Consider the following 26,380-nt stretch of genomic DNA (forward strand, 5'->3'; position numbering starts at 1 on the left):
ACCCGCCTAGTGCGGGTTTTTTGTTGCCTGGGATTTAACTTATCCGCGCACGGCGGCTGCGCGGCAGTGAATTCGCTTGCCGCGCGGTTAACGCACCCTCTTACTTACTCCAGCCGAAACACCAGCAATGGGTTGTCATTCAATCGCCCATTGAACGCCGGCGTCAGATACTCCAACGGTGTGCCCTTCAACAGCGCAGTCTCCTTGCGCGCCACAAGCACCCACGCCGGTCGGGGCACGGCTTCCAATCGGTCCAACTGATTGCCGCCGATAAACACCGGCTGCTCGTCGTGGTCCAGGTTCATCATGTAGCGCACCGCCCAGGTATCGCGACCGAGGTTGATAAACACCAAGGGGCCCGGTTGTGCCTTACGCAACGCCTCCACCTGGCCAACAAACACGCGGGTGTCGAACTGCAGATCCTTGGCCGGCTCCACCACACTCACCAGCAGCAGCCATTGCGCCGTTAATGCGATCAAGCTGAGCCACACCAATCGCCCGGCCCGGCGCCAGGCGATCAGCACCGCCCCTTGCAGTACCACCAGCGCTCCCACCAACATCAGCAACGAAACATCAGGCCAGTAACCGTGCTTCTGCCACCCATGCCGGCACACAAAAACCACGATCACGCATAACGCCGGTAGCGCCACGACAAGGCCTTCATAGCAGCGGCGCACACCCACGAACGCGCCTTGCGCCCGAAGCAGCCCATAGGCGGCGACAGCGGCAAACATTGGAACCATGGGCAGGATGTAATAAGCACGTTTGAAGTGCGGCACCGACAAACCGAGCAAGATCATCAAGCCACAGGCGCCAAGCCTTGCCACCAACTGCACCTCGGCATCGACGTGTCGCACAGACCAGCGATGACGCAACGCAACCAACGTGGCCAACGCCAGCGGCACCACGGGGAAATAGCGATACAGACTCAACTGAAAGTAGAAGTAGAACGGCTCGCCGCTTTCATCCAGCCGCCCAGCCACTTGCATCCTGAACACTTCGTCGGCAAAGGCGTCGCCACCGCTGATACGCGCCAGCTTCACCAGCAGCCACCAACAGAACGCCAGCAATACCAGGCCGACGATGCCGTGAGCCAGCACCTGCCTGACGCGCTCCCCAGGCTTGCCCAGCGCCCAATACACACACACCACGCCACAGACCTCGATCAACCCCAATGGCCCGCGCACGGCAAACCCAAGGATGAACAGCGGGAACACCATCAACGGCCTTAGCCGCGAGCCCAAGCGTTCGCCACTGTGCAGCAGGTAAAAGCTGCCGACACAGAGCAAAGCCACCATCTGGTCCAGGCACACCGAGCGCGACTTCTCCAGCAGTTGCGTCGTCAGCAAGGTCAGCAGCACGCTGAGCAGCGCCCACTGCCGATTCGACGGGACCAACAAGCGATAGATCAGGGCAATGACGCCGGCGGACGCCAGGGCGGTGGGCAATACGTTCGCCAGATGATTGGGCGCGCCGAACCAGCGGGCAAATACAAAGCTGAAGAAGGTCGCGGTGCCAGGGTAATCCGCGTAGGGCTGGCCGTAGGTCGTGGGGAAAAAACTTGCGCCATGGCGAAACATTTCTTGCAGGAACAGCGCCCAACGCCCATCGAACCCCTGGGGCTGTTGGTCCCAGATGCCCCAGGTGAACAGCAGCAAGGCAAACATAAAGATGCCCAGGGACTCCAGGCGAAAACGGTTGCGGTGATCCATCGGTAGACCTGTCAGGTGGGAAGCGCCGACTCATGGTGCCGAGGACACCCCTGAATAGCGCCTGAACAAACCCCAACATTCACGCGATTATCGATTTGCAGGCCACACCACGGCAGGAACGAGGCGAACGTAGATCAACTCGGCAACCAATTCGATCAAGGTCTGCAGGATTACCGCCGTGGCCGCCAGCCCGCGTACGTCTTCGGGCAGGGCCAGCGCCAGGGGTAATACCACCAGGGAATTACGCGTCGACGCGCTGAACGTCACCGCACGCGCCGTGATCGCAGGCAATGCACACAGCCGCGAAGCCAGAACTCCCATCCACGGCGCCAGCAGCGCAAAGCCCAGGTAGACCGGAATCACCGGCACCAACAGCTCGATATCCCGCACCACCGAGGTGATCTGCGAACCGATCACCACGAACAGCACCAACGCCATGGCCGGCACCGGCAGCCAGGCCCATGCACCGCTCCAAGCGCTGACGACCGAAGAACGCCGCGCCACGGACGCCGTCAACACCGCCAGAATCATAGGCAGCACGATCAACCCCACAAACGCCTGCACAAACGGCCCTGCCACCACCACCCCTTCGGACTGCGCCCCCAGCATCACCCCCAGGTACACCGGCAACAACGCCAACTGCAGCAACAACAGCACCGGCGTGGCCGCCAACATCAACCGCGAATCGCCCTTGCCGATGTGGGTGAACACCACCACGTAGTCGATGCACGGCGTCAGCAACACCAGCAACGCCCCCACCAACAGCGCCGGACGCTCTACCAGGCCACGGGTCAATGCCCACACCAGCAGCGGCACCAAAATGAAATTGGCCAGCAACAACGCCGACAGGAAGCGCTTGTTGCTCAAGCCTGCACGCAGGTCCAGAAAGGGAATTTGCAGGAACATCGCGTACATCAGTATCGCGATGGCGGGCGTGATCCATTCGTTGAGACTGTGAGCCCATGAAGGCGCGAGCAGGCCAAAGACGGCAGCCAGGAGGACGGTGACGAAATAGAGGGGGATCTGGTGGTGTTCGAGGGCGTCGCGGGTCATGAGTGAGGCTCTGGCGTGTCGCAAAAGCGTGAGCTTATGTGCCTACCGAGCGGTGGTCGAGCAATAACCCGCAGAGGCCACGAGACGAAACACACCCGCAAGCCCTTGGGATTTGCTCCGACCTGCGCTTCAATACGCCACCCAGATCCTTAAACACAGGACGTAAGCCCATGGCCTCGCCGAACAAGCAGCAAAAACGTGCCCAGCGGGCAAAGACCAAGGCCAAGCAAAACCGCACCCAACGCGCCGTCGCGGCCAAGCCGGATGCATTCGAGGGCGACGACAGCCGCATCGACCTTGAGTCGGTGGATTTGACCGAGTTGTTCGTGCAGATGCGCGACGCCGGCCAGAACAGCCAGCAGGCGCTGTGCGCCGCGTTCCTGAGCCACCCGCTGTTGGCGCTGGTGCTGGAGCAGGAAGGCGAAGAAGAAGCCACCGACTTTATTCTGGCGGCGCTGATCGAGTATCGGCAGTGGGCCACAGACAGCGATGATGAAGCGGCCGCCCTGGCGTGGATTGAATCGCCAGCGTTCCAGGCGGACTACGTGGCGGCGTCCCAGGCGCTGGTGACTTCCCAAGACTGACACCAAACAAAATGTGGGAAGAGGCTTGCCCCCTCCCACACGTGACCGCATGCATTCAGCTAAGTACCGCGGCACCCGCTCGCTGTGCCTTGCGACGGCTCGATACGAACAGCCCCGCCATCACCACCAGCACGCTCAAAATCCCGGTCGCGATGATCTCGACCCGGTGCGCCTCCTGGAACAGCATGATGGTCAGCGTCCCCACGATAAACACCATCACCGCGTAGGTCAGGCCAGGGAACAGCCACATCTTGAAGACGATCTTCTCGCCCGCCGCCATGCGTTTCTGGCGCATGCGCAGTTGCGACACCGCGATCACCAGGTACACCAGCAACGCGATGGCACCGGAGCTGGCCAGCAGGAACTCGAACACCGCCGCCGGTGCCACGTAGTTGGCGAACACCGCCAGGAATGCCGCGCCGGTGGACAACATCACCGCCCAGTAAGGCGTGCCGCTTTTATTGGTGCGCTTGGACACCGCCGGTGCATCACCGCGTCGCCCCAGGGAAAACAGCATGCGCGAAGCGGTGTACAGCGCCGAGTTCAGGCAACTGGTCACGGCAACCAACACCACCAGGTCGACGATCAGCTTGGCATTCGGGATACCCATGCGCTCCAGCACGGTCTGGTACGAACCCACCGCCGCCAGGGTCGGATCGTTCCACGGCACTAGGGATACGACGATGAAGATCGACAGCAGATAGAACAAGCCAATCCGCCAGATCACCGAGTTGGTGGCCTTGGTAATTTGCTGGCCTGGGTTTTTCGACTCAGCCGCTGCAATGGTGACGATCTCGGTGCCCATGAACGAGAACATAGTGGTGAGGATGGCCGCCAATACCGCGCCCATGCCGTTAGGCATAAAGCCTTGCGTATCGAACAAGTGCGACACGCCGCTGACCTGGCTGGTAGGCAGGAAGCCGAAAATCGCCGCCAGGCCGAGGATCACAAAACCCACGATCGCTACGACCTTGATCAACGCAAACCAGAACTCGAACTCGCCATAGTTCTTCACGCTGAACAAATTGGTCACCGTCAGCAACAACGTGATGACCAAGGTAAAGGCCCAGATGGCCACATCGGGGAACCAGGCATGCAGGATGGTGGCGGCGGCGTTGGCTTCCAACGGAATCACCAGCACCCAGAACCACCAGTACAGCCAACCAATGGTGAACCCGGCCCAATGACCGATCGCACGGTCGGCATAGGTGGAGAACGAACCGGTATCCGGTGACGCCACGGCCATTTCGGCCAGCATGCGCATGACCAAGACCACCAGCGTACCCGCAGCGGCATAGGCCAGCAGTACGGCGGGGCCGGCGGCGGCAATCGCGTGGCCGGAGCCGACAAACAGGCCGGCGCCAATAACGCCGGCAATCGACAGCATGGTGACGTGACGCGGTTTGAGCCCCTGTTCGAGGTCATTGGAGCTTTGCGTACTACTCATTGACACACCTTTGCGAGGAATTGCGAAAACGGTCCGCCCGGCCTGGACTCCTCCTCGTGAAAAGAAACCAACAGGGCGTTCTTTATTTTTTACGCAAGATTTGCGCCAAAATGTTACAAAGCCCCCATTGGCGCGGGCTGCAAGAGATTTCAACAGTCATCGCAAGTCATTGAGAACAATGGCATTTCGCTATAGCGTTACCGTGCGACCCACATTCAACGTGCACACGCGCACCAAAACCACACACAGCAAGCGCGTGACGCCCCATAAAAGAGCCCAGGGCGACCGTTTGCCCGTTTAACCCTTCCAACACCCGGCCAAAGCTGGCACCATCGCGCCCTTTTTTACGCGAAGCCTGCGGCTTTTCAGGTTCAAACGGTTGTTCGGTTGTTGATGGCGCGACACCCTGCTGTGCCGATGCGACAACCTGCCGCACACCGTCTGTTTACCGTCCGCGCCGCTGTTGGTGTCATCCAAACGCTATGCTAGCTTGGCGCCTCGCCAGGAAGGCCCCCAACAGCGCAGATCGCAATGAACACAAGAGGTACGCACATGGCCGAGGCCACGCCCGCGCTTGAAATCCGCAACTTGCATAAACGCTATGGTGAGCTGGAGGTACTCAAAGGTATCTCGCTCACCGCTCGCGACGGCGATGTGATCTCGATCCTGGGTTCCTCCGGTTCCGGCAAGTCCACATTCCTGCGCTGCATCAATCTGCTGGAAAACCCGCACCAGGGCGAAATCCTGGTGGCCGGCGAGGCACTCAAGCTCAAGGCCGCGAAGAACGGCGAGCTGATGGCCGCCGATGGCAGGCAGATCAATCGCCTGCGCAGCGAAATCGGTTTTGTGTTTCAAAATTTTAACCTGTGGCCGCACATGAGCATCCTCGACAACATCATCGAGGCGCCCCGCCGTGTGCTCGACCAGAGTAAGGCCGAGGCAATAGAAGTGGCCGAAGCCTTGCTGGACAAGGTCGGTATCGCCGACAAGCGCCACGCCTACCCGGCGCAATTGTCCGGTGGCCAGCAGCAACGGGCAGCCATCGCGCGCACCCTGGCCATGCAACCCAAGGTCATCCTGTTCGACGAGCCCACTTCCGCCCTTGACCCGGAAATGGTTCAGGAAGTACTTAATGTGATCCGCGCGCTGGCCGAGGAAGGCCGCACCATGCTACTGGTCACCCACGAAATGGGCTTCGCCCGTCAGGTCTCCAGTGAAGTGGTGTTTCTGCACCAGGGCCTGATCGAAGAGCAAGGATCGCCACAGCAGGTGTTTGAAAACCCGCTTTCGGCGCGCTGCAAACAATTCATGTCCAGCAACCGCTAACGGAGCAACATGCATGCAGAACTATAAAAAATTCCTTCTGGCTGCGGCCGTCTCGATGGCGTTCAGCGCCACGGCCATGGCAGAAACCTTGAAAATGGGGATCGAAGCGGCCTACCCGCCCTTCAACAATAAAGACGCCAGCGGCAACGTCGTGGGCTTCGACAAAGACATTGGCGACGCCCTGTGCGCCAAAATGAAAGTCGAGAAGTGCGAAGTGTATGTCTCCGACTGGGACGGCATCATCCCGGCCCTGAATGCCAAGAAGTTCGACTTTCTGGTGTCTTCGCTGTCGATCACCGATGAACGCAAGCAGGCCGTTGACTTTACCGACCCGTACTACTCCAACAAGCTGCAGTTCATCGCGCCTAAAGCCACTGCCGACTTCAAGACCGACGCCGGCTACCTCAAGGGCAAAGTCATCGGTGCACAGCGCGCGACCCTGGCCGGTAGCTACCTGGAAGACAAGCTGCCGGACACCGAAGCCAAACTGTACGACACCCAGGAAAACGCCTACCTGGACCTGACTTCCGGCCGCCTCGACGGCATCCTCGCCGACAAGTACGTGCAATACGAATGGCTCAAGAGCAAAGACGGTTCCGCCTACGAGTTCAAGGGCGACCCGGTTGTAGAGAGCGACAAGATCGGTATCGCCGTACGCAAGGGCGACCCGCTGCGCGAGCGCCTGAACAAAGCCCTGGCAGAGATCAAGGCAGACGGCACCTATAAGAAGATCAACGACAAGTACTTCCCGTTCAGCATCGAATGATCTGAGCGACCTGACCGGCGCGCTCCCTTGAGCGCGCCGGCTTTATGCAATGCCTGCCGCGATATGAAAACACCATGAATCTCGATCTTTACGGATTCGGCCCCGCGCTTGCCGCCGGCGCGCTGATGACCGTCAAACTGGCGCTCACGGCCCTGTGCCTGGGGTTGCTACTGGGCCTTGCCGGTGCCTTGGCCAAGACTTCGCCGTACAAGCCGCTGCAATGGCTGGGCGGTACTTATTCGACCATCGTTCGCGGCGTGCCGGAGCTGTTGTGGGTGTTGCTGATTTACTTCGGCACCATCAACGCCATGCGCGGGCTGGGTGAATGGCTCGGCATTCCCGACTTGTCGCTCAGCGCCTTCGCCGCTGGCGTGATCGCGCTGGGCCTGTGTTTCGGCGCCTACGCCACAGAAGTGCTACGCGGTGCGATCATCTCGATCCCCAAAGGCCACCGAGAAGCCGGCGTGGCGTTGGGCCTGTCGAAGTCGCGCATTTTCACCCGGCTGATCATGCCGCAGATGTGGCGTATCGCCCTGCCGGGGCTGGGCAACCTGTTCCTGATCCTGATGAAGGACACCGCGCTGGTCACGGTCATCGGCCTGGAAGAAATCATGCGCCATGCGCAAATCGCCGTCACCGTCACCAAACAGCCGTTCACCTTCTACATGGTCGCCGCGCTCATCTACCTGGGCCTCACATCCTTGTCGATGGTGGCGATGCACTTGCTGGAAAACCGCGCCGCACGCGGCTTCGTGAGGACGACGTAATGGAATGGGAAGTCATCCTTAAGTGGCTGCCGAAGTTTATCCAGGGCGCCGTGCTGACCCTTGAGCTGGTCGGCATCGCCGTGGTTCTCGGCCTTATCCTGGCCATCCCGCTGGGTATCGCGCGCTCTTCCAAGCGCTGGTACGTGCGCTCGCTGCCTTATGCCTACATCTTTTTCTTCCGCGGTACGCCGCTGCTGGTGCAGTTGTTCCTGGTCTACTACGGCCTGGCCCAATTCGACAGCATCCGCTCCAGCTTCATGTGGAAGTACCTGCGCGACCCGTTCTGGTGTGCCACCGCCACCATGACCCTGCACACGGCCGCTTATATCGCCGAGATCCTGCGCGGCGCCATCCAGGCCATCCCGCCTGGAGAAATCGAAGCGGCTCGCGCCCTGGGCATGTCCCGGCCCAAGACGCTGTTCTATATCATCCTGCCCCGCGCCGCCCGCATCGGGTTGCCGGCCTACAGCAACGAAGTGATCCTGATGCTCAAGGCCAGCTCGCTGGCGAGCACCGTGACCTTGCTGGAACTGACCGGCATGGCCCGCACGATCATTGCGCGCAATTACCTGACCGTGGAAATGTTCTTCACTGCCGGCGTGTTCTATCTCTTGATCTCCTACCTGTTGGTACAAGGCTTCAAACTGCTGGAACGCTGGCTGCGCGTCGATGCCTGCCAGGGACGTTGAAACACGCTTCAGAGCGCTGGATGCGTTCCTGACCGAGCATCAAGGGCTGTGGCGACCACGGCCCTTTACGCATCAACGGTTGCCTTGGGAAAGCGAACTGCCCGAACTCGCCCAATGGTTGCGCCAACGCACCTTGGCCGATGCCGAAACCAGCCACAACCACCCTCATGAAGTGCCCGCGCCCGCGCCTTTCGCTGCATTGGCCGCCGAGGCCGTGCGCCTCAGCGCTGTGGATAAGTTACCGGCGCAGCGCTTGCCACCCGCCGCGCATCGTCTGAGCGTCGACGTACCGGGCCGCAAATGGCAACAGATCGAAGCCTTCGGCGCGGCCCTTCATTTTGCGCAAACGCCAACCCACTGGCTGGACTGGTGCGCCGGCAAAGGCCACCTTGGCCGGCGACTGCTGTGCACCGGCCAGCAACTGACCTGCCTGGAACATGACCCGGCCTTGATCGCGGCCGGCCAAGCCTTGAGCGACCACCATCGACTGACCGTTACCCATCGCCTGCAAGATGTGATGGCGCACGTGGTGCTCAACGCGGAGCACACGCCAGTTGCCCTGCACGCCTGCGGCGACCTGCACGTGCGCCTGTTGCAACTGGCCAGCGCCGCCGGCTGCAAGCAACTGGCAGTGGCACCCTGCTGCTATAACCGCATCAATACACCCACCTACCAGCCACTTTGCGCAGCAGGCCGTGCCTCAACCCTGCGACTGTCGATCGACGACCTCGGGCTGCCCCTCAGCGAAACCGTCACCGCAGGCAAACGCGTGCGCCAGCAACGCGACACGTCGATGGCCCGCCGCCTGGCGTTCGATCAGTTGCAACGCCAGATACGCGGCTGCGATGAGTACCTGCCCACCCCTTCGCTGCCCGCCAGTTGGCTGGCCAAGCCCTTTGCCGATTACTGCCAGGCATTGGCCGACCTCAAAGGGTTATCCACAGGGAAACAGCAGTGGGCCGCGGTGGAGGCCGATGGCTGGCGGCGCCTCGCCGAAGTCAGAAACCTGGAATTGCTGCGTGGGCTGTTTCGGCGCCCGCTGGAGCTGTGGCTGGTACTGGATCGGGCACTGTTTCTGCGCGAACGCGGCTACAGGGTTGAGGTAGGCAGCTTCTGCGATCCGGCATTGACGCCGCGCAACTTGATGGTGCTTGCCGAGCGCGATTAAAGGGCAAAATTGTCGCATGCCAACCTGTGGATAACTCTGTTGATGAATTCTTTACGGAGCCTGTAGCCACCTGCGCTAACGGCCAAAACCCACTTTGTTCATTTTTTGTTCATCTCATAAAACGCACGTAAAACAGGCAGTTGCAGCGGGATGAGAACGGCTCCACAAAACGGCTGAGCCATGAGCCCCTCACCAACCAATTGTGTATAAGCATCCGGCGTTACGCTTATAAACCGCGCTTACGCGGTGCTTTTGCGGGTGACCAATAACCGGCAAAGGTCGCCGATATCGTCACGCGCAGGGCTTGGCGCCTTGCTATCGAGCGGGTCCGTCGCAAAGGCCAGGGCTTCGCTGAACACCGGGTCGCGATGCACGACCGCCAAGGGGTATTCACTGCGGCGCAACTTGAAGGCATCGAGCATTCCCAGGTTGAACGTCGAGTGCTCATCCAGCTGATTGATCACAAAGTGACATCGAGGTGCGGGCTCTCGCTCAAGATGGGGGGCCAACAGCGCGTCCAGTTGATCCAACGTGCCGAGGCACGCCGCATTGGGCTGGGCGACGACCAGCACGATGTCGGCCACGCTCAGTGCTTGATGAAGGTAAACGTTGTTGCCAGCGGGTGTATCGATGATCACCGTATGCGCTTCGCTCAACGCCAATGCCGACAGGTGCCGCACCAGCCATTGCGGCTCACGCGCGAGCCAGCGCTGCAGGTTTTCTTTCTGCGGGGTATCGGTATCGCCAAAAGGCAGCACTTGGCAACCGGAGAACCCCGCCTGCAGGAGGGTCGCCCAGGGTGTCTTGAGCAGGCTGCCGCCGCCCACGCCGGCGCGCTCATGGTCGACTCCAAAGTGTTGGCGCAAGGCGTTCTGGGGGTCCAGGTCCAATGCCACTACCGACTTACCCATGCGCCGCAAGCCGCTGCTCAACGCCGTGGCGAGGGTACTGCGGCCAACGCCACCATTGACGGATATCAACGCCACCACGGTCGGGCGCAGCGCAATGGGTTGAGGGTTGTGGGGTGTGTCATTGACGTAGGACGGCTGCGCGCCAAAGCGCTGGCCCTCTTTTTGGTTTACACGGGTGCCATCATCGAATGGCAGAGTGCCAAAAAAATGCACGCGCGGTTTTTTGCCCCTGGGATCACGGGCGACGCGCTTGCCGGGCAAGGCAAACAGGTCATCGGTGCGACTCATGGCCGGGCCTCCTTCACGGCGCCCGATAAAGACCTGAGAAGTCGGTAAAACAAGGCTTTACCGCAAGTCTTTTTGTAAGCGCCGATGGGATACATTCTGTGACAGCGGGGGACGAGTGTCATTATTTTGATGAAATAGCCACAACCCTTTCAGACGAGCGGAAATTGGCCAATTTACTGACGCACCCTTGATGCCTTCAAGCACCGATGATTTCATCGTGCCATTGTTTTTTAGCCGCTATCACCGCACCATTGCCCCATCTTCAATGCTGCAAGCTCTGGTAATCGCAGTGGCGATACGCTTTAAACTTCCGCGAATTCTGTACGGTTTCGCCATCACTGTATTGCTGGGTGGCGGCCTGCTCGGCGACTTGCTCGCGGACTGGGATTTCAGCCAGATCAGCCGTCGCGCCGAAACACTGTATGGGGCACTCGGCCCCGGCCGCCAGCGTATCGATGCCTGGCAACAATTGCTGTCGACACAAAAGCAGGTCAGCGAGAGCGAGCAGCTCAAAGTGGTCAACCTGTTCTTCAACCGCCAGTTGCGCTACGAGGAAGACATCGACCTGTGGCACGAAGTGGATTATTGGGCCACCCCCATTCAATCCCTCTGGAAAGGCGCTGGCGATTGTGAAGACTATGCCATCGCCAAATACTTCAGCCTGCGGCACTTGGGTGTGCCGGCCGAAAAGCTGCGCATCACCTACGTCAAGGCCTTGCGCCAGAACCGTGCGCATATGGTGCTGACGTATTATGCAAGCCCCGAAGCCATGCCCTTGGTGCTGGACAGCCTGATGGACCCCATCCTGCCGGCCAGCCAACGCACCGACCTGCTGCCCGTTTATGCGTTCAACGGCGAAGGGTTGTGGCTGACCGGCGCGGCGGGCAACAAAAAAGTCGGTGACACCAAGCGCCTGTCACGCTGGCAGGATGTCTTGAAAAAAATGACCGCTGAAGGGTTTCCGGCCAGTTCGGATAATTAACAGGAGCTACGATGTCACTGTTCAAACAATTGCTGATCGCTATCTGCGTGTTCCTGGTGGTCGCGTTCAGCGGTAGCTTCATGGTCAGCCTGGAAAGCTCGCGTACACAGTACGTCAACCAACTGCGCTCCCATGCCCAGGACGCGGCCACCGCACTGGCGCTGTCGCTGACCCCGAACATTGATGACCCGGCGATGACCGAGCTGATGGTCAGTTCGATCTTTGACAGTGGCTACTACGCGAGCATCCGTGTGATAGACCTGAGCAATAACCAGGTGCTGGTGGAGCGGGCCGCCGAACCGGATGCCAGCGGCGTGCCCGCCTGGTTCGTGAAGATGATCGGCCTGGCGCCGGCCGGTGGCGATGCCATCGTCAGTCGTGGCTGGCAGCAGGCGGCACGGGTTGAAGTGGTCAGCCACCCGATGTTTGCACTGGCCAAGCTGTGGCAGAGCGCGCTGGGCAGCCTGGGCTGGTTGTTGGTGTGCGGCGCCGTGAGCGCGGTATTGGGCGCGCTGTTGCTGCGCCGTCAACTGAAGCCGCTGGACTATATGGTCGAGCAGTCGCACGCCATCGCCCGTCGCGAGTTCCTGAGCTTGCCCGACCTGCCTCGCACCCCGGAGCTGCGGCGGGTGGTGCAGGCCATGAACCAGATGGTGGAGAAGCTCAAGGCGCTGTTCCATGAGCAGACCGAGCGTAGCGAGAAACTGCGTGTGGAGTCTTACCAAGACAGCCTGACGGGCCTGGCGAACCGTCGCTATTTCGAGATGCAACTGCAGTCTCGCGTCAGCAACCTGGAGGAGCCCAGTTCAGGTTACCTGCTGATATTGCGGGTCAATGACTTGAGCGGCCTCAACCAACGTCTTGGCGGGCAACGCACCGACCAACTGCTGCAAGCCGTCAGCCAGCAACTGGTGCGCACCTGCGCCAAATACCCGGAAACTCAAAACCTGATTACCCGCAGCCGTGGCGGCGAGTTCGCGGTCCTTGCCCCGGGCCTGGTACGTGATGAAGCGCTGCAACTGGCCCAGGATCTGGAAAGCACCCTGCAAAGCCTGCACGAAACGGGAGCCACCGACATGTCGGCCGTGGCTTATATCGGGCTGGCGCCGTACAACCCTGGCGATGCCTCAGCCGACCTGTTGATGCTGGCCGACCAAGCGCTGGCCCAGGCTGAAGCCGGCAGCGGCCCCACCTGGGTCTGCCTGGAACGCCAGGCGCCCGGCACCGTCAGCGATGACCCGCACAACTGGCACACCTTGCTCGACAACGCCCTGAACCAGGGTCGCTTCCGCTTGTTTTTCCAACCGGTGGTCAGCAGCCGTGACACCCAGCAAGTGCTGCACTACAAGGTACTTTCACGCCTGCTCGACAGTCAGGACCAGACCATTGCGGCAGGCCATTTTCTGCCCTGGCTGGAGCGCTTCGGCTGGACGGCGCGGCTCGATCAACTGATGCTCGACCTGGTGATCAAACACCTCACGCAACACAACCAATCGGTGGCGTTGAACCTCTCGGCCGCCACCTTGAACGACCCGCAAGCGTTGGAGCGGGTGTTCGAACGCCTGGCCCAACACCCCGCACTGGGGCCGCGCCTGACGCTGGAAATCGGCGAAGAGCAAGTGCCCGAACAAACCCAATTGGAGCGCCTCACCCGACGCATGCGCAGCCTGGGCTACAGCCTGGGCCTGCAACGTTTCGGCGGGCGTTTCAGCATGATCGGCAACCTGGCGAACCTGGGCCTGGCGTACCTGAAGGTCGACGGCAGCTACATCCGTGCCATTGATCAGGAAAGCCACAAACGCTTTTTTATCGAGGCGATCCAGCGCGCCGCCCACAGCATTGATCTGCCGTTGATTGCCGAGCGGGTGGAAACCGAGGGTGAATTGCGGGTGATCCGCGAGATGGGTATTGAAGGCGTGCAAGGCCAACTGGTCGGTGAGCCGGCGCCTTGGAAGTGACGCACTGACCGCTCACGCCTCCTTGACGGTCAACCCGTGAAGGAGGTGCGCAGCGTCAGATCAAGCCGGTTTCATCGTCATTGATCAGCTCGCTCAAGCCGCCCAACGTCGCCCTCGCCTTGGTACGCTCCAAAAACTTGGCCTGTGCCGCCGGCGGCAAGTCAGTGATGCTCATCACGTTCTTGGTGATCAGCACCTGGATCAAGTCATCAAGCACGCGGATCATCTCAAGGTCGCTTTGCCTGAGATGCTTGAGGCTGTTGTCCACCGCATCATCGGCAAACCACGCCAGAATCTCGTGATGGTCGGCCTCCAGTGTCTCGGTGGCCCCGGCGAAGGCATCCGCCTCGACGCGAACCAAAGCGTTCTGTTGATCGCGTTGCACGTAGAACATTAACGTTCTCCCAATAAAAAAATCCCTGCAGGCCCCAAGCAGGTGCCCTCGCAGAGATTACACAGATTTTCCCGACGCTGATGCCCATGCAGCGCCAATCCTTGAAGATTGGCGCTGCCGGGTGATCAGTCGTGATGCTTGACGGTCAGGTCGCCACCGGCGATCAGGTTATTGATCGCGGTGCTGCCGGAGCCCCAATTGGCGCCATCGATCTTGATCGTGACATCGGCCGTACCGCCCTGGGCGGTGAACGAGCCGCTGCTGCTCACGCTCAACGTCGAGTTGCCGGATGCGTCGGTGGTCAACTTCAAGTAGCTGGACAGGTTGGTGTCGTTATTGCCTTGCAGCAAATCGGACAGGTCCAGCTTGTCGCCTTCGCTGTGCTTGAAGTCGGTGACCGTGTCGCTGCCGGTATCGCCTTTGAGCCACACGAAGGTATCCGCACCCGCGCCGCCGGTCAGGGTGTCATTGCCCTTGCCGCCCACCAGGATGTCGTTGCCTGCACCACCGGAGAGGTTGTCGTTACCGCCCTGGCCGAACAGGATGTCATCGCCGGCGTTGCCGATCAGGGTGTCGCCGCCATCCTTGGTACCGTAGATGTTCGACGCGCTGGCCAATGCACCGATGTCCTGCACATGCTCGGTGACGAACTGATGCAGTGTACGGTCATCGATGTGATCGACCGTGGTGGACAGCTTCTCGGCAGCGAACGCCTTGAGTGCGGCGTTGCCTTCCTGGCCGTTGTAGCTGATCAGGTCACCGAACAGGATGTCATTGCCCGAACCACCGGAAACCTTGTCCGCACCAGTGTCGGCGGTGTGGCCGGTGATGGTGTCGGCCAGCTTCGCGGTATCGATCGTGCTGACCGTCTTGTCAGTATCGAAGTACTTTTGCAGCATGTCTTTGTCGACGCTGCTGCCCAGGCCGATGGCCTGCACTTCAACCCCGCCGGCCACCGAGGTGGTCAGCGCGGTGTAAGCCGCCTTGGCGTTGTCCAACGCATAGTCATAGCGACTATTGCTGGCAGCCCCCGCCACGTCGAAACCACCATGGCCGTCGGACACGACGTAACCTTGGAAGATCCGGGTGCCGGACGAGTCATACGAGTAGACCTTGCCGTCAGTGTCCACGATGACCCGTGTCTGGTCGTAGACGGTTGCGGTGAGCGCAGTGGTCTGGCCCAGGGTATAGGTGCTGCTGTTGACCTTGTTGTCGAAGCTGACGTTATTGCCCCACCAGTAGCTGGTTGAGCCCAGGCTGATGCTGTCGTACTTCACGTTGTAGACATTCGGCTCGCCGTCGGTAATGAAATACGTCAGGTTTTTCGCACCGGTGTTGCTGGTGGCGTCAGCGCTCTTGAACCAGGCCGTTGCCGCATTGAAGGCGTCTTCGTAGTTGGTCATGTCGTTCGGGTTGGAAGCCATGTTATTCAACACGGCCTGCAGGGCAGCCTTGGCGGCAGCCTGGTCCGCCAGGTTGACCGACACCAGCGACTCGACCTTGGTGTCGAAGTCGACCAGCAACACCTTCACTACACCCGAGCCCGTCATCTTCGCGTTAGCGATCAGGGTGTCGAAAATGCTCGAGAGCTGGCCCTTGATCGAGTTCATCGCCGACGACCCGATACTGCCCGAGGTATCCACAACAAACGCGATGTTGTAGTTGGAACCCGGCGTAGTGATACCCCCTTTGTCGCCCACCACAATGTTGTTGGCTGAGCTTGTGCCCAGATCGATGGTGTCCGCCGCCGCGCCGCCTTCGGCGACAGTGTTGTAGACCTGGGACTTGACCGTGATGGTCGTTGTCGCCACAGACGAACTCAGGCTGTTGCCACCCTCGTTGTCCGTCACGGAGACATCAATGGTGCGATCGCCGATCGCCGGGTACTTGCTGGTGCTGGAGTACTGGAACGACTCAAGCAGCGTCTTGTAGGTAGCCGCATCCGCCGCACCCGACAGGGTCAGCACGATCTTGCCGCTGACGTCCGTACCGACGCTGGTCAGGGTAATGCCTTTGTAGGTGCCCCCTACCGTCACCAGGCTGGAGCCGAGTTGATCACCCGCACTGGCGTTTTTCAGGGTGATGGTCGCACTTTGCATCTGGGTGCTGTCGACGTCAGCGATGGCCACGCTGCCGGTAATCGAAACACCGGTGTTGCTGCGCTCGGTGTACGAGGCGTTGTAGCCGGTGGCGACAGCACCATCCGCGGTGCTGAGGTCCAGGGTCGGTGCGTCGTTGACTGGGGTGACCACGATGCTCACTTTACCGGTCGTCACCTCTTCGACCCCGGTGCTCAACTCTTTGGCCGTCGCTTTCACGGTGATATCGAAGCTGGCGGTCGAGTCCTTGAGCGGCGTAACCTTCAGGGTTTTCAGGTTCCAGTCGCTGACATCGTAGAGCGCGGCGGTACCGGTGGAGGTGTAGCTGTGGCCCGTGGTGCCATCGGTAATCACGGTACCTTTGGGCAAGCCGCTGATTTCCACCTTGTGGGATTCCGAGCCGTCGTTGTCGACAAACGTGGTGGTAATCGGAGCGACCTTGATGGCGGTGTCTTCCAGCCCACGGTTGTAGACGTAGCCGGTGTAATAGCCTTCGCCATTGACCACATGGCTATCGCCCAGCACCGCGCCGGCGGCTTTCAACGCTTCCACACTGGTATAGGTCTGCACACCGCTGTTGCCCAGCGACATCGACGGGCCGTTGTTGATCGACACATTGACGTCGTAGTTGCCGCCGCCCGCCTGGTTGTAGTGGTAGATGTCGAGGGTGTAGTAACCCGACTCGGTCGGCGTATAGGCCGTCCCGGTAATCGCACTGCCCTTGCTCCAGGTTTCGGAAGCGACCAACTTGCCGCCCACGGTGATCGCCAGGCTGTCGTCGGCCGTACCGGTGAAGGTGTAGCTTTTGCCGGCTTCCAGGTAGATCAGGCCAGAGACTTTAGTCGCCGTGCCCTCCGCCACACTGCCGTTGCTGACATTGTTGATGACCGCAGTCGAGACTGCGCTGGCGGCGGTCTTAGCGTCGATCACCTTGATCAGGTCGCTGGACTGGGCAACACCATTACCGTTAGTGCCCAGGTCTTTAGCGAGCGTGCCACCGGTCCAGGTTTGAATGACCAACCCTGTCGGCACTGCGGCGAATGGGGGCACGACCACAACCGGCACATCCGTTACCGGGTGTATGTCCACCGTGATGGTTTTGGTGTCGCTGTAGGCGCTGCCGTCGGTAGCCTGGAACTTCAGCTCGGTGTAATCGCCCTGCTTGTTACCCACGCTGGTGCCGCCGAAGCTGTTGTCACCCGACTCGTTGGCCGCCGGGGTGTAGCGCACGTTGTGGTTATCGAAGTCAGATTGGCTGAATGCCTTGCCGGCTGAAGTATCGGTTTTCAGATCCGACGAGGTCAGCGCGACCCACTGGCCGTTGACTTTGTACTCGATGGAACCGGCCGGCAGGCTGGTAAACACCACTTTCGGGTTCGCGGAGTCCACATCCTTGACGCCAAAGGTGGACCAGGTCAGCTCGACCGACGTGTCTTCCTTGCTGTCGACGTAGCCATTGGTTGCAGTCGGCGCGTCGTTGACCGCCACGATGTTCACGTTCAGCGTGCTGCTGGAACCGGTGTTGGTGGTGTAGCCGACTTGCGGCACATCGCCGTTGAAGTCTTTGACCGGCGTGAAGGCGTACGCACCGTTGGTGCCGATGGTGATGCTGCCAATGCCCGCGATGATCGCGGTTTGGCCGGCGGTGTAGGTGGTGCCGTTGACGTTGAAGGTCGCAACGCTCAATGCGCTGTCCACATCGAAGTCGTTGGTCAGCACATTGCCTGTGGCGACGGTGTCTTCCAAGGCACTGCCGGTGTCGGCTTTCAGGACGCTCGCGTCGTCAACCGCCACGATGCTCACATTCAGCGTGCTGCTGGAACCGGTGTTGGTGGTGTAGCCGATTTGCGGTACATCGCCGTTGAAGTCTTTGACCGGGGTGAAGGCGTAGGCGCCATTGGTGCCGATGGTGATGCTGCCAATGCCCGCGATGATTGCGGTTTGGCCGGCGGTGTAGGTGGTGCCACCGACGTTGAAGCTTGTGACAGTCAGGGTGTTGTCGACATCAACGTCGTTGGTCAGCACATTGCCCGTGGCAACGTGGTCTTCCAAGGCACTGCCGGTGTCGGCTTTCAGGACGCTCGCGTCGTCAACCGCCACGATGTTCACGTCCAGCGTGCTGCTGGAACCGGTGTTGGTGGTGTAGCCGACTTGCGGCACATCGCCGTTGAAGTCTTTGACCGGAGTGAAGGCGTAGGCGCCATTGGTGCCGATGGTGATGCTGCCAATGCCCGCGATGATCGCGGTTTGGCCGGCGGTGTAGGTGGTGCCGTTGACGTTGAAGGTCGCAACGCTCAATGCGCTGTCCACATCGAAGTCGTTGGTCAGCACATTGCCTGTGGCGACGGTGTCTTCCAAGGCACTGCCGGTGTCGGCTTTCAGGACGCTCGCGTCGTCAACCGCCACGATGCTCACATTCAGCGTGCTGCTGGAACCGGTGTTGGTGGTGTAGCCGATTTGCGGTACATCGCCGTTGAAGTCTTTGACCGGGGTGAAGGCGTAGGCGCCATTGGTGCCGATGGTGATGCTGCCAATGCCCGCGATGATTGCGGTTTGGCCGGCGGTGTAGGTGGTGCCACCAACGTTGAAGCTTGTGACCGTCAGGGTGTTGTCGACATCGACGTCATTGGTCAGCACATTGCCAGTGGCAACGTGGTCCTCCAAGGCGCTGCCGGTGTCAGCTTTCAGAACGCTCGCGTCGTCAACGGCTTCGATTTTCACGTCCAGCGTGCTGCTGGAACCGGTGTTGGTGGTGTAGCCGATTTGCGGTACATCGCCGTTGAAGTCTTTAACCGGGGTGAAGGCGTACGCGCCATCAGTAGCGATGGTGATAGAACCAATGCCCGCGATGATCGCGGTTTGACCGGCTGTGTAGTTAGTACCACCCACATTGAAGCTTGTGACAGTCAGGGTGTTGTCGACATCAACGTCATTGGTCAGCACATTGCCCGTGGCAACGTGGTCTTCCAAGGCGCTGCCGGTGTCAGCTTTCAGGACGCTCGCGTCGTCAACAGCTTCGATCTTCACGTCCAGCGTGCTGCTAGAGCCGGTGTTGGTTGTGTACCCGATTTGCGGTACGTCACCATTGAAATCTTTGACTGGGGTGAAGGCGTAGGCGCCGTCGGTGCCGATGGTGATGCTGCCAATGCCCGCGATAACGGCGGTTTGACCGGCAGTGTAGGTAGCGCCGTTGACGTTGAAGGTGGCAACGCTCAATACACTATCAATGTCACTGTCATTGCTCAGCACGTTGCCGGTGGCAACGGTATCTTCCAACGCGCTGCCGGTGTCGGCTTTCAAGACGCTCGCGTCGTCAACCGCTTCAATCTTCACATCCAGCGTGCTGCTGGAACCGGTGTTCGTGGTGTAGCCGATTTGCGGCACGTCGCCGTTGAAGTCTTTAACCGGGGTGAACGCATAGGCGCCGTCGGTGCCGATGGTGATAGAGCCGATGCCCGCGATGATCGCGGTTTGGCCGGCGGTGTAGGTGGTACCACCGACGTTGAAGCTCGTGACAGTCAGGGTGTTGTCGACATCGACATCGTTGGTCAGCACATTGCCGGTGGCAACGGTGTCTTCCAAGGCACTGCCGGTGTCGGCTTTCAAGACGCTGGCGTCATCAACCGCTTCGATCTTCACGTCCAGCGTGCTGCTGGAACCGGTGTTGGTGGTGTAGCCGATTTGAGGTACATCGCCGTTGAAGTCTTTGACCGGCGTGAAGGCGTACGCGCCATCAGTACCGATGGTGATAGAACCAATGCCCGCGATAACGGCGGTTTGACCGGCGGTGTAGGTGGTACCACCGACGTTGAAGCTCGTGACAGTCAGCGTGTTATCAACGTCGACGTCATTGGTCAGCACATTGCCGGTGGCAACGGTGTCTTCCAAGGCACTGCCGGTATCGGCTTTCAAGACGCTCGCGTCATCAACGGCATCAATCTTCACATCCAGCGTGCTGCTAGAGCCGGTGTTGGTGGTGTAGCCGATTTGCGGTACGTCGCCGTTGAAGTCTTTGACCGGCGTGAAGGCGTACGCGCCGTCGGTGCCGATGGTGATGCTGCCGATGCCCGCGATAATTGCGGTTTGGCCGGCGGTGTAAGTGGTGCCGTTGACGTTGAAGGTCGCGACGGTCAGGGCGTTATCGACGTCAACGTCATTGGTCAGCACATTGCCGGTGGCGACGGTGTCTTCCAAGGCGTTGCCGGTGTCGGCTTTCAGCTCGCTTGCGTCATCAACCGCATCAATCTTCACGTCCAGCGTGCTGCTAGAGCCGGTGTTGGTGGTGTAGCCGATTTGCGGTACATCGCCGTTGAAATCTTTGACTGGGGTGAAGGCGTACGCGCCATCAGTACCGATGGTGATAGAACCAATGCCCGCGATGATCGCGGTTTGACCGGCGGTGTAAGTGGTGCCACCGACGTTGAAGCTTGTGACAGTCAGGGTGTTGTCGACATCGACATCGTTGGTCAGCACGTTGCCAGTGGCAACGGTGTCTTCCAAGGCACTGCCGGTGTCGGCTTTGAGTTCGCTGGCGTCATCAACCGCATCAATCTTCACATCCAGCGTGCTGCTGGAACCGGTGTTCGTGGTGTAGCCGATTTGCGGGACATCGCCGTTGAAATCTTTGACCGGCGTGAAGGCGTATGCGCCGTCGGTGCCGATGGTGATGCTGCCAATACCCGCGATGATTGCGGTTTGACCGGCGGTGTAGGTGGTACCACCGACGTTGAAGCTCGTGACAGTCAGCGTGTTATCAACGTCGACGTCATTGGTCAGCACATTGCCGGTGGCAACGGTGTCTTCCAACGCGCTACCGGTATCGGCTTTCAAGACGCTCGCGTCATCAACCGCATCAATCTTCACATCCAGCGTGCTGCTAGAGCCGGTGTTGGTGGTGTAGCCGATTTGCGGTACGTCGCCGTTGAAGTCTTTGACTGGGGTGAAGGCGTACGCGCCGTCAGTGCCGATGGTGATGCTGCCAATGCCCGCGATGATCGCGGTTTGGCCGGCGGTGTAGGTGGTACCACCGACGTTGAAGCTCGTGACAGTCAGGGTGTTGTCGACATCGACGTCATTGGTCAGCACATTGCCAGTGGCAACAGTGTCTTCCAAGGCGCTGCCGGTGTCGGCTTTCAGCTCGCTCGCGTCATCAACCGCATCAATCTTCACATCCAGCGTGCTGCTAGAGCCGGTGTTGGTGGTGTAGCCGATTTGCGGTACATCACCGTTGAAGTCTTTGACCGGCGTGAAGGCGTACGCGCCATCAGTACCGATGGTGATAGAACCAATGCCCGCGATAACGGCGGTTTGACCGGCGGTGTAGGTGGTACCGCCGACGTTGAAGCTCGTGACAGTCAGGGTGTTATCAACATCGACGTCGTTGGTCAGCACATTGCCGGTGGCAACGGTGTCTTCCAAGGCGCTGCCGGTGTCGGCTTTCAAGACGCTGGCGTCATCAACCGCTTCGATCTTCACGTCCAGCGTGCTGCTGGAACCGGTGTTCGTGGTGTAGCCGATTTGCGGGACATCGCCGTTGAAATCTTTGACCGGCGTGAAGGCGTATGCGCCGTCGGTGCCGATGGTGATGCTGCCAATACCCGCGATGATTGCGGTTTGACCGGCGGTGTAGGTGGTACCACCGACGTTGAAGCTCGTGACAGTCAGCGTGTTATCAACGTCGACGTCATTGGTCAGCACATTGCCGGTGGCAACGGTGTCTTCCAACGCGCTACCGGTATCGGCTTTCAAGACGCTCGCGTCATCAACCGCATCAATCTTCACATCCAGCGTGCTGCTAGAGCCGGTGTTGGTGGTGTAGCCGATTTGCGGTACATCACCGTTGAAGTCTTTGACTGGGGTGAAGGCGTACGCGCCGTCAGTGCCGATGGTGATGCTGCCAATGCCCGCGATGATCGCGGTTTGGCCGGCGGTGTAGGTGGTACCACCGACGTTGAAGCTCGTGACAGTCAGGGTGTTGTCGACATCGACGTCATTGGTCAGCACATTGCCAGTGGCAACAGTGTCTTCCAAGGCGCTGCCGGTGTCGGCTTTCAGCTCGCTCGCGTCATCAACCGCATCAATCTTCACATCCAGCGTGCTGCTAGAGCCGGTGTTGGTGGTGTAGCCGATTTGCGGTACATCACCGTTGAAGTCTTTGACCGGCGTGAAGGCGTACGCGCCATCAGTACCGATGGTGATAGAACCAATGCCCGCGATAACGGCGGTTTGACCGGCGGTGTAGGTGGTACCACCGACGTTGAAGCTCGTGACAGTCAGGGTGTTATCAACATCGACGTCATTGGTCAGCACGTTGCCCGTGGCAACGGTGTCTTCCAAGGCGCTACCGGTGTCAGCTTTGAGTTCGCTGGCGTCATCAACCGCATCAATCTTCACATCCAGCGTGCTGCTAGAGCCGGTGTTGGTGGTGTAGCCGATTTGCGGTACATCACCGTTGAAGTCTTTGACCGGCGTGAAGGCGTACGCGCCATCAGTACCGATGGTGATAGAACCAATGCCCGCGATAACGGCGGTTTGACCGGCGGTGTAGGTGGTACCACCGACGTTGAAGCTCGTGACAGTCAGCGTGTTATCAACGTCGACGTCATTGGTCAGCACATTGCCGGTGGCAACGGTGTCTTCCAAGGCACTGCCGGTATCGGCTTTCAAGACGCTCGCGTCATCAACGGCATCAATCTTCACATCCAGCGTGCTGCTAGAGCCGGTGTTGGTGGTGTAGCCGATTTGCGGTACGTCGCCGTTGAAGTCTTTGACCGGCGTGAAGGCGTACGCGCCGTCGGTGCCGATGGTGATGCTGCCGATGCCCGCGATAATTGCGGTTTGGCCGGCGGTGTAAGTGGTGCCGTTGACGTTGAAGGTCGCGACGGTCAGGGCGTTATCGACGTCAACGTCATTGGTCAGCACATTGCCGGTGGCGACGGTGTCTTCCAAGGCGTTGCCGGTGTCGGCTTTCAGCTCGCTTGCGTCATCAACCGCATCAATCTTCACGTCCAGCGTGCTGCTAGAGCCGGTGTTGGTGGTGTAGCCGATTTGCGGTACATCGCCGTTGAAATCTTTGACTGGGGTGAAGGCGTACGCGCCATCAGTACCGATGGTGATAGAACCAATGCCCGCGATGATCGCGGTTTGACCGGCGGTGTAAGTGGTGCCACCGACGTTGAAGCTTGTGACAGTCAGGGTGTTGTCGACATCGACATCGTTGGTCAGCACGTTGCCAGTGGCAACGGTGTCTTCCAAGGCACTGCCGGTGTCGGCTTTGAGTTCGCTGGCGTCATCAACCGCATCAATCTTCACATCCAGCGTGCTGCTGGAACCGGTGTTCGTGGTGTAGCCGATTTGCGGGACATCGCCGTTGAAATCTTTGACCGGCGTGAAGGCGTATGCGCCGTCGGTGCCGATGGTGATGCTGCCAATGCCCGCGATGATCGCGGTTTGGCCGGCGGTGTAGGTGGTACCACCGACGTTGAAGCTCGTGACAGTCAGGGTGTTATCAACATCGACGTCATTGGTCAGCACGTTGCCCGTGGCAACGGTGTCTTCCAAGGCGCTACCGGTGTCAGCTTTGAGTTCGCTCGCGTCGTCAACGGCTTCGATTTTCACGTCCAGCGTGCTGCTGGAGCCCGTGTTAGTGGTGTAGCCGATTTGCGGCACATCGCCGTTGAAGTCTTTGACCGGGGTGAAGGCGTACGCGCCATCGGTGGCGATGGTGATGCTGCCAATGCCCGCGATGATTGCGGTTTGGCCGGCGGTGTAGGTGGTACCACCGACGTTGAAGCTCGTGACAGTCAGCGTGTTATCGACATCAACGTCATTGGTCAGCACATTGCCGGTGGCAACGGTGTCTTCCAACGCGCTACCGGTATCGGCTTTCAAGACGCTCGCGTCATCAACCGCATCAATCTTCACATCCAGCGTGCTGCTAGAGCCGGTGTTGGTGGTGTAGCCGATTTGCGGTACGTCGCCGTTGAAGTCTTTGACCGGGGTGAAGGCGTACGCGCCATCGGTGGCGATGGTGATGCTGCCAATGCCCGCGATGATTGCGGTTTGGCCGGCGGTGTAGGTGGTACCACCGACGTTGAAGCTTGTGACCGTCAGGGCGTTATCAACATCGACGTCGTTGGTCAGCACATTGCCGGTGGCAACGGTGTCTTCCAAGGCACTGCCGGTGTCGGCTTTCAGGACGCTCGCGTCATCAATCGCATCAATCTTCACATCCAGCGTACTGCTGGAACCGGTGTTAGTGGTGTACCCGATTTGCGGTACGTCACCATTGAAATCTTTAACCGGAGTGAACGCATAGGCGCCGTCGGCACCGATGGTGATGCTGCCAACACCCGCGATGATCGCGGTTTGACCGGCAGTGTAGGTAGTGCCGTCGACGTTGAAGGTGGCAACGCTCAATACACTATCAATGTCACTGTCATTGCTCAGCACGTTGCCCGTGGCAACGGTATCTTCCAACGCGCTGCCGGTGTCGGCTTTCAAGACGCTCGCGTCGTCAACCGCTTCGATCTTCACATCCAGCGTGCTGCTGGAACCGGTGTTGGTGGTGTAGCCGATTTGCGGCACATCACCGTTGAAGTCTTTGACCGGAGTGAAGGCGTACGCGCCGTCGGCACCGATGGTGATAGAGCCAACGCCCGCGATGACGGCGGTTTGACCGGCGGTGTAAGTGGTGCCGTTGACGTTGAAAGTGGCGACGGTCAGGGCATTATCGACGTCGACATCGTTGGTCAGCACATTGCCGGTGGCAACGGTATCTTCCAACGCACTGCCGGTGTCGGCTTTCAGAACGCTGGCATCATCAACTGCGTCGACGTTCACATTCAGCGTGCTGCTGGAACCGGTATTGGTGGTGTAGCCGATTTGCGGCACTTCACCATTGAAGTCTTTAACCGGAGTAAAGGTGTACGCGCCATCAGCCCCAATGGTGATGGAACCCACGCCGGCAATAACGGCGGTTTGGCCAGCGTTGAATGTATTGCCACCCACGCTGAAGGTCGATACGGCCAGGACGTTGTCGATGTCGCTGTCGTTGCTCAGCACGTTGCCGGTCGCAACGCCATCTTCGGCGATGGTGTTGGTATCAGCCTGCAAAACGCTAGGATCGTCCACGGCAACCACGGTAGAGGTGGCCGCTTGCGGGTTGATCGCCAGGTTCTCGTAATTGCCGCCGGTGGCGCTGGTAATGGTGGCGCTGACGACCAGGTCTTTGCCATCGGCCAGGTTCGCGGGCGTGTCGATACTGACCGTACCGGTGGTTTTGCCCGCTTCGATGGTAATGGTCTGGTCGTTGGACAGCTTGATAACAACGTCTGTCTGCGCCGCGTTGGTCACGGTCGCGGTGTAGACGATCTTGCCGCCTTCATCCACCGATGCGGTCGCGGTCAGCGTGACGGTGGTGGTGTCGATGGTGTCGTTGATCTGGGTAACGGCCGGCGCCGGGTCAGTGGTGATGATCAGGTTGCCACCGCCGGAGGTGCCGGCGATGGTGGCGGAGATCGACGAGGCATCCAGGTAGGGCGTGTCATTGCCGGCAAACGTGACGTTCAGTACGCCCGAGGTCTGGCCGGCGGCGATCACAACTGCAAGGCCGTTGGACAAGGTAACGGTCAGGTCGCTGGTCGGGGCCTGGGTGACAAACACCGTATAAACAACCACACCACCGGCTTCGGTGATGGTGGGTGTGGCGGTCAGGGTAATAGTGACGTTACGTGGATCGACGCCATTATTGTCGGCGGCGGTCAGGGTATTGCCCACGGCATCAGCGGCGTTCAGACCGGTCGTCGGGTAGCCGATGGTAGGGTCAACCACCCCTGCGGTGGCTTCCAGTACCACAAAGCTGTGGCCGCCGCCCACGGCGCCGTCGGCACCGGCGGAGGTCGGGCCGGCAGCCGTGGCTTCAAGGACTTGGGTCGGGTCGGCACCGGCAGCGATGGCTTGCTGGAGTTCGGCGACGGACGGTGCGGCCTGTGCGGTAGCGGCGCTGAGGTCGGTGGACGAGTCAGGAGCGCTGGCGCTCCACTGAGTGTCGCGGCCCAGGTCGATGACCCGGCCATCCGCCAGCTCCAGCGAGACAGCGCCAGATGCGCCGGTATCGACCTGCTCACCCGCGACCAAGCGGTCCCCTTCTACGAGCAGGCGGCGAATCCCTTCCGGGGAAACTGCGAACACTTGACCGACAATGCTTTTGACGACCGCAACGCTGCTCATAAAAGA

14 protein-coding genes are annotated in these 26,380 nt (G+C 60.0%); 8 read left to right on the top strand and 6 right to left on the bottom strand.

The genetic code is table 11. The features are described from left to right. Nucleotides 1-104: 104 nt before the first annotated feature. Both AB4O23_RS02485 and AB4O23_RS02490 read right to left on the bottom strand, forming a co-directional pair. Nucleotides 105-1,712, bottom strand: coding sequence for an ArnT family glycosyltransferase (locus AB4O23_RS02485; protein ID WP_217855698.1), 1,608 nt, complete (start codon nt 1,710-1,712; stop codon nt 105-107). Between the two features lie 87 nt (nt 1,713-1,799). Beyond that, the gene (locus AB4O23_RS02490) at nt 1,800-2,765 is read right to left on the bottom strand and encodes an arsenic resistance protein (protein WP_068936936.1); all 966 of its coding nucleotides are present in this window, start codon (nt 2,763-2,765) and stop codon (nt 1,800-1,802) included. 170 nt (nt 2,766-2,935) lie between these two features. On the opposite strand from AB4O23_RS02490, the gene AB4O23_RS02495 reads away from it, so the two are divergent. Next, on the top strand, nt 2,936-3,349 hold the full coding sequence (locus AB4O23_RS02495) for a hypothetical protein (protein WP_065879521.1): 414 nt from the start codon (nt 2,936-2,938) through the stop codon (nt 3,347-3,349). A gap of 55 nt (nt 3,350-3,404) precedes the next feature. Here AB4O23_RS02495 and gabP read toward each other — a convergent pair whose 3' ends face one another. After that, the gene (gabP, locus tag AB4O23_RS02500; protein ID WP_068936934.1) at nt 3,405-4,796 is read right to left on the bottom strand and encodes a GABA permease; all 1,392 of its coding nucleotides are present in this window, start codon (nt 4,794-4,796) and stop codon (nt 3,405-3,407) included. Nucleotides 4,797-5,348: 552 nt separating this feature from the next. Between gabP and AB4O23_RS02505 the strand changes: the two genes are divergently transcribed. The 5 genes from AB4O23_RS02505 (at nt 5,349) to AB4O23_RS02525 (ending at nt 9,512) form a co-directional block, all read left to right on the top strand. After that, the gene (locus AB4O23_RS02505; protein WP_460116536.1) at nt 5,349-6,122 is read left to right on the top strand and encodes an ABC transporter ATP-binding protein; all 774 of its coding nucleotides are present in this window, start codon (nt 5,349-5,351) and stop codon (nt 6,120-6,122) included. A 13-nt stretch (nt 6,123-6,135) separates the two neighbouring features. Then, nucleotides 6,136-6,888: an ABC transporter substrate-binding protein gene (locus tag AB4O23_RS02510; protein WP_017529568.1), complete on the top strand. Its 753-nt coding sequence runs from the start codon at nt 6,136-6,138 to the stop codon at nt 6,886-6,888. Between the two features lie 74 nt (nt 6,889-6,962). After that, nucleotides 6,963-7,655 (top strand): ABC transporter permease, encoded by a 693-nt coding sequence (locus AB4O23_RS02515; protein ID WP_026067402.1) that lies wholly within the window; start codon nt 6,963-6,965, stop codon nt 7,653-7,655. Next, nucleotides 7,655-8,344, top strand: a complete 690-nt coding sequence (locus tag AB4O23_RS02520) for an ABC transporter permease (protein WP_017529570.1) — start codon at nt 7,655-7,657, stop codon at nt 8,342-8,344. The genes AB4O23_RS02515 and AB4O23_RS02520 overlap by 1 nt, the downstream gene beginning before the upstream one ends. Next, nucleotides 8,325-9,512, top strand: coding sequence for a methyltransferase (locus AB4O23_RS02525; RefSeq protein WP_135196351.1), 1,188 nt, complete (start codon nt 8,325-8,327; stop codon nt 9,510-9,512). Before AB4O23_RS02520 ends, AB4O23_RS02525 begins: the two co-directional genes overlap by 20 nt. Nucleotides 9,513-9,751: 239 nt before the next feature. On the opposite strand, the gene bcsQ is transcribed toward AB4O23_RS02525, so the two are convergent. Next, on the bottom strand, nt 9,752-10,711 hold the full coding sequence (gene bcsQ, locus AB4O23_RS02530; protein ID WP_017529572.1) for a cellulose biosynthesis protein BcsQ: 960 nt from the start codon (nt 10,709-10,711) through the stop codon (nt 9,752-9,754). A 265-nt stretch (nt 10,712-10,976) separates the two neighbouring features. On the opposite strand from bcsQ, the gene lapG reads away from it, so the two are divergent. Beyond that, nucleotides 10,977-11,693: a cysteine protease LapG gene (lapG, locus tag AB4O23_RS02535; protein WP_032883508.1), complete on the top strand. Its 717-nt coding sequence runs from the start codon at nt 10,977-10,979 to the stop codon at nt 11,691-11,693. 11 nt (nt 11,694-11,704) lie between these two features. Further along, a complete protein-coding gene (gene lapD, locus AB4O23_RS02540; protein WP_017529574.1) occupies nt 11,705-13,651 on the top strand; it encodes a cyclic di-GMP receptor LapD in 1,947 nt (648 codons plus the stop codon). 55 nt (nt 13,652-13,706) lie between these two features. On the opposite strand, the gene AB4O23_RS02545 is transcribed toward lapD, so the two are convergent. Together AB4O23_RS02545 and AB4O23_RS02550 are read right to left on the bottom strand one after the other, a co-directional pair. Next, the gene (locus AB4O23_RS02545; protein WP_065879524.1) at nt 13,707-14,045 is read right to left on the bottom strand and encodes a tryptophan synthase subunit beta; all 339 of its coding nucleotides are present in this window, start codon (nt 14,043-14,045) and stop codon (nt 13,707-13,709) included. Nucleotides 14,046-14,170: 125 nt separating this feature from the next. Beyond that, entirely contained in the window at nt 14,171-26,374 is a 12,204-nt protein-coding gene (locus tag AB4O23_RS02550) for a retention module-containing protein (protein ID WP_460070175.1), read from the bottom strand. Nucleotides 26,375-26,380 lie beyond the last annotated feature (6 nt).

It is taken from the genome of Pseudomonas sp. H2_A10, from assembly GCF_054680085.1.

Excerpts from the sequence above, each read along its gene's own strand:
- AB4O23_RS02495 (WP_065879521.1), top strand. The coding sequence starts at position 2,936 with ATGGCCTCGCCGAACAAGCAGCAAAAACGTGCCCAGCGGGCAAAGACC.
- lapG (WP_032883508.1), top strand. The coding sequence starts at position 10,977 with ATGCTGCAAGCTCTGGTAATCGCAGTGGCGATACGCTTTAAACTTCCG.
- bcsQ (WP_017529572.1), bottom strand. The coding sequence starts at position 10,711 with ATGAGTCGCACCGATGACCTGTTTGCCTTGCCCGGCAAGCGCGTCGCC.
- gabP (WP_068936934.1), bottom strand. The coding sequence starts at position 4,796 with ATGAGTAGTACGCAAAGCTCCAATGACCTCGAACAGGGGCTCAAACCG.
- AB4O23_RS02490 (WP_068936936.1), bottom strand. The coding sequence starts at position 2,765 with ATGACCCGCGACGCCCTCGAACACCACCAGATCCCCCTCTATTTCGTC.
- AB4O23_RS02485 (WP_217855698.1), bottom strand. The coding sequence starts at position 1,712 with ATGGATCACCGCAACCGTTTTCGCCTGGAGTCCCTGGGCATCTTTATG.
- AB4O23_RS02550 (WP_460070175.1), bottom strand. The coding sequence starts at position 26,374 with ATGAGCAGCGTTGCGGTCGTCAAAAGCATTGTCGGTCAAGTGTTCGCA.
- AB4O23_RS02510 (WP_017529568.1), top strand. The coding sequence starts at position 6,136 with ATGCAGAACTATAAAAAATTCCTTCTGGCTGCGGCCGTCTCGATGGCG.
- AB4O23_RS02545 (WP_065879524.1), bottom strand. The coding sequence starts at position 14,045 with ATGTTCTACGTGCAACGCGATCAACAGAACGCTTTGGTTCGCGTCGAG.
- AB4O23_RS02520 (WP_017529570.1), top strand. The coding sequence starts at position 7,655 with ATGGAATGGGAAGTCATCCTTAAGTGGCTGCCGAAGTTTATCCAGGGC.
- AB4O23_RS02515 (WP_026067402.1), top strand. The coding sequence starts at position 6,963 with ATGAATCTCGATCTTTACGGATTCGGCCCCGCGCTTGCCGCCGGCGCG.
- AB4O23_RS02505 (WP_460116536.1), top strand. The coding sequence starts at position 5,349 with ATGGCCGAGGCCACGCCCGCGCTTGAAATCCGCAACTTGCATAAACGC.
- lapD (WP_017529574.1), top strand. The coding sequence starts at position 11,705 with ATGTCACTGTTCAAACAATTGCTGATCGCTATCTGCGTGTTCCTGGTG.
- AB4O23_RS02525 (WP_135196351.1), top strand. The coding sequence starts at position 8,325 with ATGCCTGCCAGGGACGTTGAAACACGCTTCAGAGCGCTGGATGCGTTC.